The sequence below is a fragment of the Microbacterium sp. 1262 genome (assembly GCF_040544895.1).
GTDB classification, from domain to species: Bacteria; Actinomycetota; Actinomycetes; order Actinomycetales; family Microbacteriaceae; genus Microbacterium; species Microbacterium plantarum.
This window is the reverse complement of record NZ_JBEPKU010000001.1, coordinates 3,148,364-3,158,267: the sequence shown is the minus strand read 5'-3', so window position 1 is coordinate 3,158,267 and position 9,904 is coordinate 3,148,364. Positions and strand designations below refer to the sequence as shown.

Here is a 9,904-nt window from a genome sequence, read left to right as displayed (position 1 = left end):
CGTTGTGGTCGTTGTAATTCCAGAACTTCGTGGCGGCCTATTCGTTACACAATTCCCATGGCTATTATTCCCGGTTATCCACGCACATTTTGTCCCCCCACGGGGGGGCCCCCCGCCGGGGCCCGCCCGCCACCCCTTCCAGAAAGCGGGTCGATGATGACCACGGAACGCCCCGTCGCAGTCGCCATGCGCGGAATCACCATCCAGTTCCCCGGCGTGAAGGCACTCGATGCCGTCGATCTCACGCTCTACGGCGGCGAGATCCACTCCCTCATGGGAGAGAACGGCGCCGGCAAGTCCACGCTCATCAAGGCACTCACGGGCGTCTACGCGATCGACGGCGGCAGCATCGTCGTCGACGGACGAGAGCGCTCGTTCCGCAGCACCGCCGACGCGCAGGCCGCGGGGATCTCGACGGTCTATCAAGAGGTGAACCTCTGCGCCAACCTCTCGGTCGCCGAGAACGTGATGCTCGGCAACGAGGTGCGCCGCGCCGGACGCATCGACTGGCGCGCAACGCACGAGGCGGCCGCCGGACACCTCGCGGAGCTCGGTCTCGACGTCGACACCCACTCCGTGCTGGCCAGCCACTCGATCGCGGTGCAGCAGCTCGTCGCGATCAGCCGGTCGATGGTCATCGACACGCGGGTCCTCATCCTGGACGAGCCCACGTCGAGCCTCGACCGCGGCGAGGTCGAGCAGCTGTTCGCCGTCATGCGGCGCCTCCGCGACCGCGGCGTCGCCATCCTGTTCGTCTCGCACTTCCTCGACCAGATCTACGAGATCTCCGACCGTCTCACGGTGCTGCGCAACGGCGGGCTCGTCGGGGAGTACCCCATCGCCGAGCTCGGACGCGAGGCCCTCGTGGCGCGCATGATCGGACGCGAGCTGAGCGCCCTCGACGCCCTGTCGTCGACCGCTGAACGCGAGATCGACCGCGACGCCGTCCCGGTTCTGCGTGCCCGCGGCGTCGGACGCCGCGGCGTCATCGAGGCGTCCGATCTCGATGTGCACCGCGGAGAGGTCGTCGGGATCGCGGGCCTGCTCGGCTCGGGCCGCACCGAACTGGCGCGCCTGCTCGCCGGCGCAGATCGATCGGATGCCGGCTCCGTCGAGGTCGACGGCGTCCCGACCCGTCTGACCACCCCGCGTCACGCACTCGATCACGGCATCGCGTTCTCCTCGGAGGACCGCCGATCCGAGGGCATCATCGCGGACCTCACCGTCGCCGAGAACATCGTGCTCGGCGTGCAGGCGCGACGCGGTGCGCTGCGCCGGGTCCCGCAGAGCGAACGCGACGCACTCGTGGCCGAGTACCTCGAGGCCCTCGGCGTCCGCCCCGCCGACCCGAACGCCCTCGTGCGCAACCTCTCGGGAGGCAACCAGCAGAAGGTGCTGCTGGCGCGATGGCTGGCCACCGCGCCCGAACTGCTCATCCTCGACGAGCCCACCCGCGGGATCGACGTCGGCGCCAAGGCCGACATCCAGCGCAAGGTCGCCGAACTCGCGGCTCAGGGCCTCGCCGTCGTCTTCATCTCGTCGGAGCTCGAGGAGGTGCTGCGCATCGCGCAACGCGTCGCCGTTCTGCGCGATCGCCGCAAGATCGGCGAACTCATGACCCAGGATGTGGACGTCGACACACTGGTCGCCTTCATCGCCGAAGGCGACGCCGAGAACCCCTCGGATAAGGAGAAGATCGCGTGAAGAAGCTCATCACGCACCGGCTCGTCTGGCCGGCGCTCGCCCTCGTGGCCCTGATCGCGGTGAACACCGTGTCACGGCCCTCGTTCCTCAGCGTGACGGTGCAGAACGGTCAGCTGTACGGCTCGCTCATCGACATCCTCCGCAACAGCGCTCCGCTCATGCTCGTCGCCCTCGGGATGACGCTCGTGATCGCCACCCGCGGGATCGACCTGTCCGTGGGCGCGATCATGGCCGTGTCGGGCGCCGTCGCCCTCACGATCATCGAGGCATCGCCCGAGCCGGGGAATCTCGGCGTCGTCGCGATCGCGATCGCGGCGGGTGTCGGCACCTCTCTCGTCCTGGGCGCGTGGAACGGTTTCCTGGTCGCGGTGCTCGGCATCCAGCCGATCATCGCCACGCTCGTCCTCATGCTCGCCGGACGCGGTGTCGCTCTGCTCATCACGCGCGGATTCATCACGACGATCAACAGCGAGCCGTACCAGTTCATGGCGCAGGGATACGTGTTCGGCCTGCCCTTCGCCCTGTGCGTCTCGGTCGCCGCGATCATCGTCGTCGCCGTCGTCCAGCGGCGCACCGCCCTCGGGATGCTGACCGAGGCCGTCGGCATCAACCCCGAAGCGAGCCGCCTGGCGGGCGTCCGCTCGCGCGGGATCATCTGGGGCACCTACATCGCCAGCGGCACCCTCGCGGGTATCGCGGGCATTCTCTACAGCTCGAACATCATGGCCGCCGACGCGAACGCGGCGGGGATGTACATCGAGCTCGACGCGATCCTCGCCGTCGTGCTCGGCGGCACGTCGCTCGCGGGCGGCAAGTTCAGCATCGCCGGAACCGTCATCGGCGTCTTCACGATCCAGACCCTCAAGACCACGATCACCTTCCTCGGGGTCCCGCCCGCCGTGAGCCCGGTGTTCATGGCCGGCGCCGTGCTGGTTGTCGTCCTGCTGCAGTCGCGCCGTGTGCGCGGCTGGTTCACCTCCGGTGCCCGCCCCGCGGCCCGCGCCGTCTCCGCCCGCTCCGACGCGAAGGTGCTGTCATGACATCGCTCACCGCTGCCCCCCGCGCGCACGAGCGCGCCCTGACTCCGTGGCGCCGCTTCCTCAGCCGCCACATCGCCCTCGTGCCGGTGTTCGCCGCCGCCGTGATCCTCGTCGTGATGATCGCGGGCGCCATGATCAACTTCCCGAACTTCCAGCTGCCCCGCATCCTGTCGTCGATCCTGCTCGACAACGCCTACCTCCTGGTGCTCGCTGTCGGCATGACCTTCGTGATCCTCACCGGCGGCATCGATCTGTCGGTCGGCGCCGTGATGGCTTTCACCGGCATCCTGTGCGCGAGGCTGCTGTCGGAGGGAGTGCCCGTCGCCGTCGCAGTGCCGGCGATGATCGTGATCGGCGGCGCGATCGGCCTGCTGATCGGCGTGCTGGTGCAGTTCTTCGACGTCCAGCCCTTCATCGCCTCGCTCATCGGGATGTTCCTCGCGCGCGGCCTCGCCTTCGTCGTGAGCCTGGAGTCGATCAAGGTCGCCGACGAGGGCCTGCTGTGGCTGCAGTCGACCCGCCTCTCGGTCGGCGGCTGGTACATCACCCCCACCGGCATCCTGGCCCTGCTCACGGTCGTGCTGGCCGCGCTCGTGCTGCGCTACACGCGCTTCGGTCGCACCGTGTACGCGATCGGCGGCAGCGAGCAGTCGGCGCGCCTCATGGGCCTGCCGGTCGTGCGCACCCGCCTGCTGGTGTACGTCATCAGCGGCGTGTGCGCGGGGATCGCGGGCATCGTGCTCACGGCCTACTCCGGCGCGGGCTATCCCCTCAACGGCGTCGGCACCGAGCTCGACACGATCGCCGCGGTCGTGATCGGCGGCACCCTCCTCACGGGAGGCAGCGGGTTCGTCGTCGGGTCGCTCATCGGCGTCTTCGTCTACGGGCTCATCCGCACGATCATCTCGTTCCTGGGCGCCGAGCAGTCGTGGACGCGGATCACGGTGGGCGCGCTGCTGCTCGTGTTCGTCGTGGTGCAGCGGGTGATCGTCAGCCGATCCGCGACGCGGCGGTGACGGCCCGCCGCGCCGCGGCAGCGCGGCGGGGCATCGGGGCGGCATGATGGTGCGCATGGATCCCGAGGCGGCGCCGACGCTCGAGGTGCGCGGCGCCGACGTGCGCTTCGGCCCCGAGCAGGCGCTCGCGAACGTCGATCTGCGGCTGTTCGCGGGCGAGGTGCACTCGCTGATGGGCGAGAACGGCGCCGGGAAGTCGACGCTCATCAAGGCGATCACCGGCGCGCTCCGCCTGGACGCCGGCGAGATCCTGCTCGACGGCGCACCGGTGCACCTCGCTCGCCCCGCGGACGCGCTCGCGGCGGGCATCTCGACCGTCTACCAGGAGATCGACCTGCTGCCGAACCTCACGGTCGCCGAGAACGTCTCGCTCGGACGCGAACCGCGCCGGTTCGGGCTGATCGACCATGCCGAGATGCGGCGCCGCGCCGCTTCGGCGCTCGAGTCCCTCGGGGTCTCGATCGACCCGGGTTCGCTGCTGTCGTCGCACTCGCTCGCCGTGCAGCAGCTGGTGGCAATCGCGCGCGCGGTCTCGGGATCGAACCTGCGGGTGCTCGTGCTCGACGAGCCGACCTCGAGCCTCGACGCCGACGAGGTCGCCGAGCTGTTCCGCGTCGTCCGCGAGCTGACCGCTCGCGGGATCGCGGTGCTGTTCGTGTCTCACTTCCTCGACCAGGTCTACGAGTTGTGCGACCGGGTCACCGTGCTGCGCGGCGGCCGCTTCGTCGGCGAGTACTCCACCACCGAGCTCCTGCGCGTCGAGCTCGTCGAGAAGATGCTCGGCGACTCCGCAGCCCGCCTCGCCGCGATCGACGACGACATCGCGCCGCTGAGCGACGGGCCGGTCGTGCTGTCGGTCCGGGGAGCACGGTCGAGCCGCACGCGACATGCGTTCGACCTCGAGCTCGCCGAGGGCGAAGTCATCGGGTTCGCCGGCCTGCTGGGTTCCGGACGCACGGAGTTCGCCCGCGCGCTGACGGGCGTGGACGGCCTCGACGAGGGCACGGTGCTCCTCGACGGCACCCCGCTCGGGGGCCACGGCCCGCGGTCGGCGATCGGGCGGGGTGTCGTCTACTCGTCGGAGAACCGCCGCACCGACGGTGTGCTGGGCGACCTCAGCGTGCTCGAGAACATCACGCTCGCCCTGCAGGCGCAGCGCGGCATCCTGCGCCCCGTGGGCGCCGCCCGCGCGCGCGAGCTCGCCCGCAGCTGGATCGAGGCCCTCAACATCCGACCCGCCGACATCGACCGCCCGGTCCGGGAGCTCTCCGGCGGCAACCAGCAGAAGGTCCTGCTCGCGCGGCTGCTGGCCCTGTCTCCCCGCGTGGTCGTGCTCGACGAGCCCACGCGGGGCATCGACGTGGGCGCGAAGGCCGAGGTGCAGCGCCTGGTCGGAGAGCTCGCCGACAACGGCGTCTCGGTGGTCTACATCTCGGCCGAGCTCGACGAGGTGCTGCGGGTCTCGCACACCATCGCGGTCGTCCGCGACGGCCGCATCGCCCACGTCGTACCGGCCGCGGATCTCAGCTCCGACCTGCTGATCGCCCTCGTGGCGCGCGCCGACGACAAGACCGAAGAGGCCGATGACTGACGCGCGCACGCCCCGGGCAGCGAACATCTTCGACGTCGCGAGACTCGCCGGCGTCTCTCACCAGACGGTGTCGCGGGTGCTCAACGACATGCCGAACGTCCGGCCCGCCACACGCGAGCGGGTCGAGAAGGCGATCGCGCAGCTGCGCTACAGCCCCTCCCCCGCGGCGCGGGCGCTCGTGACCCGCCGCACCCGGACCATCGGTCTGATCACGCCGGGGACGGTGCAGTTCGGGCCGACCTCGGTCGCGACCCACTTCAACTTCGCGGCGCGCTCGGAACGCTACAACGTCGACGCGATCAGCTCACCGGAGAGCGACGTCGCCGCCGTGCGGTCGGCGATCGACGGCCTGCTGCGCCAGCGTGTCGACGCGATCGTCCTCATCGTGGTCGACCTCGACGTGCTCGCGGCCATCCAGGGGCTCGAGCTCGACATCCCGCTGGTCGCCGTCGCCGCCACCAGCCGGCCGCATCCGCAGCTCGTGTCGATCGACCAGTACCGGGGGGCGCGGAGCGCCGTGCGCCACCTCGCCGAGAGCGGTCACCGCCGCATCCACCACATCGCGGGCCCCGCCCGCAATCCCGACGCCGCCGAGCGCGTGCGCGGGTGGCGCGACGAGCTCGTCGCGAGGCGGCTCGACATCCCGCCGCTCACCTACGGCGACTGGTCGGCTGCGAGCGGGTTCGGCATCGCGATCGAGAGCGACATCGCCGCGGGTGACGGCATCTTCGTGAGCAACGACCACATGGCGATCGGAGTACTGTCGGCGCTGCGCGAACGCGGTCTGCGGGTGCCCGAGGACGTCGGCATCGTCGGATTCGACAACGTGCCCGAAGCGGCGTTCCTCCATCCCGCGCTCACGACGGTCGAGCAGGACTTCCCGGCCCTGGGGGCCCTGATCATGCAGAAGGTCCTGCTCGTGGTGGAGCAGCCCGATGTCGTCACCGAGGCCACCCCGCTGCCGACCCGCCTCATCGTCCGGCAGTCGTCGGTGTCGGACGGCTGAGCGCCGCTCCCAGCGTTCTCGTGACCGGGTGCGGCACGATCGTTCCCATGGCCTCTCGATCCCGGATGCGGCGGCGCCGTCGCCGGATCGGGATCGCGGCTGTGCTCGTTCTCGTCCCCGCACTGCTCGTCACCGTCATCGTCGCGATCGGGGTGACGGCGTCGAATCTCTCGGCGCTCCCCGGCGCGCAGCCGCAGCCGGCCGAGGAGCCGCGGGAGCTCCCGCCGAACGTCGGTGACATCGATCCCGGGAACCTCATCGACGACGCCCTGTTCTTCGATCACGACGCGCTCTCCGCCGCCGAGATCCAGGCGTTCCTCGACGATCGGATCGGCGAGTGCGCCAATGACGCGTGTCTGAACGTCGCCACCGCGGGGATCTCGTCGCGTGAGGCTCGGGTCTCGCAACGCACCGGCGACGTCATCTGCCGCGCGATCGAGGGGGGTGAGCTGCCGGTCGCGGAGATCATCCACCGGGTGCAGGAGGCCTGCGGGATCTCGGCCCGCGTCATCCTCGTCACCCTGCAGAAGGAGCAGTCGCTGGTCGAGGGCCGCGCCGCCCGAGCGCCCACGGAGGGACGGTTGCGGGCGGCGATGGGGGCGAGTTGTCCCGACACCGCTCCCTGCGACCCGGAGTACGAGGGCGTGGGCGCGCAGATCGTCGCGGGGGCGACCGACCTGGCCTCGTACCGCGCATCCGGCTTCATGCGCCAGCCCGGCACGCACTTCATCGCCTTCCACCCCGACCCCGCCTGCGGGGGAACGGATGTCGCGATCGAGAACGACGCGACGGCGGCGCTGTACAACTACACGCCCTATCAGCCCGACCCGGCGGCGATGTCGGCGGGGTGGGGCTCGGGCGGCCCGTGCTCGTCGTACGGCAACCGCAACTTCGCTTACTACTTCGCGCTGTGGTTCGGCTCTGTCCGAGCCGGGTGAGGGTTCGAGCCGGGTGAGGGTTCGAGCTGGATAAGCGTGAGCTGTGCGTGGACTCTGTGCCCACAGGCGGAGCCACTATCGTGCGTCAGGTGACGTCACCCCTGCGCGACCTGCGTACCTTCGCCACGAGCGCGCGCTCGTGGCTGCGCCATCGACCGGTGACGCTGCTGATCGCGGCCTTGACGATCGGACTCAGCGTCGCGGGGATGATCTTCCAGCCGATCGACTGGGGCTTCATCCCCGTCGACGACGCCGACCCGGCGGGAACCGCGGTGCGTCACTGGTGGAGCTCGCTCACCTCGCTCTTCGTCGTGGAGACGGTACCGGCGCTCGTCGCGTTCGTCGTCCTCGCGATCCTCGTCGTCGGCGCGGCGGAGCGCGCGATGGGAAGCCTGCGGACCGCGATCGCGTACGTCGTCGGCGGGGTCGCGGCGTCGTTCCTCGGGTTCGCGATCGATCTGTTCGAGCAGACCTACCTCGCCGGCATCCCGTTGAACGCACCCGCCGTCGACGTCTTCTCCCCCACCGCCCCGCTGCTGGCGACGGCGATGGCGGCGAGCGCCTTCTTCGGGACGATCTGGCGCCGCCGCACGAGACTGCTGGCGCTCTTCTCCGCCATCACGCTCTACCTCTACTCCGGCGGCGCGAACGATCTGTTCTCGCTCCTCGCGGTTCCCGTCGGCTTCGCGCTCGGCTTCGCACTGGGGGGCCGCGTCCGCGGCTTCCGGTTGGTGCGCAGCTCGTACTACGAGAAGCGCGTCCTGCTGGCCGCGATCACCGCGATCACCGCGATCGGCCCGGTCGTGGCGACCGCGTCGGGCTCGGGCGCCGGGCTGCTGTCGATCTACGGGTACCTCTCCATCGATCCGCTGAGCGTGGTGGACGGCCAGGTGTGCGCCTTCGGTTCCCCCGGCGCGCCCTGCCCCGACGACTTCTCCTCCATCGCCGACCTGCAGGGCTGGTCGAGTGTCGTGGCGCTGCTGCCGCTGATCGTCCTGCTGCTCGCGGCCTGGGGCATCCGGGGCGGGCGGCGCATCGCGCTCGCGGTCGCGGTCGCCATCAATCTCGCGATCTTCGCGGGGATGGTCTACACCTTCCTCGTGATCGAGCCCGACACGGTCGCCGCGATCGGCGCCGCCGTCGACCCCGAGACCGCCGACTTCGTCTGGCAGACGCTCACGGGCGTCATCGTCGGGGCGATCGTGCCGCTGGCCGTGGCGGTCGTGCTGATCGCGTTCCGCGGGGCGGCGCGCGTCTCGACCGCTGCGGCGGCCAAGCGCACGTTCGCCCTCACCGTGGCGATCGGCACCGCTCTGACGCTCGCTGCCTCCTTCGCCGGGACGCTCCTCCTCGCCGACGGTTTCCGTCCGGGGATCGACGCCGTGATGGTGCTGCGGGCGCTGCCGCTGCGCCTCGTGCCGCCGACCCTCATCCCCTCCGACATCGTCGAGTTCGTGCCCGAGTCGGCCGCCGCGCAGGCACTGTGGTACCTGCCGTCGCTGGTGTTCTGGATGCTGCTGATCGTGGCGGTCGCTCGGGTGCTCCTGAATCCGCGCACCGTGCTCGACGCACCCGACCGCCTGCGCGCCCGGGGCGTGCTCGAGCGGGGCGGGGGCGACACGCTGTCGTTCATGTCGACCTGGCGCGGCAACTCGTACTGGTTCGCTCCCGACGCTGACGCTGCGATCGCCTACCGCGTGCGCGGCACCATCGCGGTGACCCTCGGCGGCCCCTTCGGCCCCGATCACGACCGCCCCGACGTCGTGTCGAACTTCGTGGAGTTCTGCGGAGCCCACGGCTGGACGGCGGTGTTCTACAGCGTCGACGCACGCGAGGGCAGCATCTTCGATCATCTCGGCTGGCAGCGGATGCCGGTGGCCGAGGAAGCCGTGCTTCACCTGCCCGACTGGAACACGGCTGGTAAGAAGCGCCAGGACATCCGCACCGCCACCAACCGCGCATCCCGCTCGGGCATCACCGCGGTGTGGACCTCATGGCGCGAGCTCAGCGCGGGCCAGCACGCCCAGATCCGCGAGATCTCCGAGGGCTGGGTCGCCGACCGGTCGCTGCCCGAGATGGAGTTCACCCTCGGCGGCGTCGACGAGCTCGACGACCCGGCGGTGCGCATCATGATGGCGGTCCACGAGAGCGGCCGGATCGAAGCGGTCACGAGCTGGCTGCCGATGTTCGAGCACGGCACGGTGACCGGATACACCCTCGACTTCATGCGCCGGCGGGGCGATGCGATGAACGGGATCATGGAGTTCGTGATCGGCGCCGCCGCCGACCGGATGAAGGGCGACGGGCTGACGCTCCTCAGCCTGTCCGGGTCGCCGCTCGCCTCGACGCAGCTCGGTGACGACGCCGCCCGCACCAATGTCGCGCGACTGCTCGACCTGCTGGGCGGGCTGCTCGAGCCGGCCTACGGGTTCCGGTCGCTGCTGAACTTCAAGCGCAAGTTCCAGCCCGAGTTCGTGCCGCTGTGGGCCGTGTACCCCGACCCGGCGATGCTCCCCGCGCTGGGGGTCGCGCTCACCCGCTGCTACCTGCCCACGCTGACCCTGTCGCAGGCGGTGCGCATGGCGGGCGCGCTGCGCTAGCGGCGGCTC

Annotated in this window: 7 protein-coding genes; all 7 read left to right on the top strand. The window is 70.5% G+C overall.

Annotated elements, in window-relative coordinates; all coding sequences use genetic code 11:
• Nucleotides 1–186: 186 nt before the first annotated feature.
• The gene (locus ABIC53_RS15090) at nucleotides 187–1,704 is read left to right on the top strand and encodes a sugar ABC transporter ATP-binding protein (protein WP_354452129.1); all 1,518 of its coding nucleotides are present in this window, start codon (nucleotides 187–189) and stop codon (nucleotides 1,702–1,704) included.
• Nucleotides 1,701–2,744 carry an ABC transporter permease gene (locus ABIC53_RS15085; protein WP_112617864.1) on the top strand — a complete coding sequence of 348 codons (1,044 nt, stop codon included), beginning with the start codon at nucleotides 1,701–1,703 and terminating at the stop codon, nucleotides 2,742–2,744. The genes ABIC53_RS15090 and ABIC53_RS15085 overlap by 4 nt, the downstream gene beginning before the upstream one ends.
• Nucleotides 2,741–3,760 (top strand): ABC transporter permease subunit, encoded by a 1,020-nt coding sequence (locus tag ABIC53_RS15080; RefSeq protein WP_274179375.1) that lies wholly within the window; start codon nucleotides 2,741–2,743, stop codon nucleotides 3,758–3,760. The genes ABIC53_RS15085 and ABIC53_RS15080 overlap by 4 nt, the downstream gene beginning before the upstream one ends.
• Before the next feature lie 46 nt (nucleotides 3,761–3,806).
• Nucleotides 3,807–5,351 (top strand): sugar ABC transporter ATP-binding protein, encoded by a 1,545-nt coding sequence (locus ABIC53_RS15075; RefSeq protein ID WP_502915550.1) that lies wholly within the window; start codon nucleotides 3,807–3,809, stop codon nucleotides 5,349–5,351.
• Nucleotides 5,344–6,357, top strand: coding sequence for a LacI family DNA-binding transcriptional regulator (locus ABIC53_RS15070; RefSeq protein ID WP_274179377.1), 1,014 nt, complete (start codon nucleotides 5,344–5,346; stop codon nucleotides 6,355–6,357). The genes ABIC53_RS15075 and ABIC53_RS15070 overlap by 8 nt, the downstream gene beginning before the upstream one ends.
• A gap of 47 nt (nucleotides 6,358–6,404) precedes the next feature.
• Entirely contained in the window at nucleotides 6,405–7,295 is an 891-nt protein-coding gene (locus ABIC53_RS15065) for a hypothetical protein (RefSeq protein ID WP_354452124.1), read from the top strand.
• 89 nt (nucleotides 7,296–7,384) lie between these two features.
• Nucleotides 7,385–9,895 carry a phosphatidylglycerol lysyltransferase domain-containing protein gene (locus ABIC53_RS15060; protein WP_354452122.1) on the top strand — a complete coding sequence of 837 codons (2,511 nt, stop codon included), beginning with the start codon at nucleotides 7,385–7,387 and terminating at the stop codon, nucleotides 9,893–9,895.
• Nucleotides 9,896–9,904: the final 9 nt, after the last annotated feature.

Excerpts from the sequence above, each read along its gene's own strand:
- ABIC53_RS15075 (WP_502915550.1), top strand. The coding sequence starts at position 3,807 with ATGGTGCGCATGGATCCCGAGGCGGCGCCGACGCTCGAGGTGCGCGGC.
- ABIC53_RS15080 (WP_274179375.1), top strand. The coding sequence starts at position 2,741 with ATGACATCGCTCACCGCTGCCCCCCGCGCGCACGAGCGCGCCCTGACT.
- ABIC53_RS15065 (WP_354452124.1), top strand. The coding sequence starts at position 6,405 with ATGGCCTCTCGATCCCGGATGCGGCGGCGCCGTCGCCGGATCGGGATC.
- ABIC53_RS15070 (WP_274179377.1), top strand. The coding sequence starts at position 5,344 with ATGACTGACGCGCGCACGCCCCGGGCAGCGAACATCTTCGACGTCGCG.
- ABIC53_RS15090 (WP_354452129.1), top strand. The coding sequence starts at position 187 with ATGCGCGGAATCACCATCCAGTTCCCCGGCGTGAAGGCACTCGATGCC.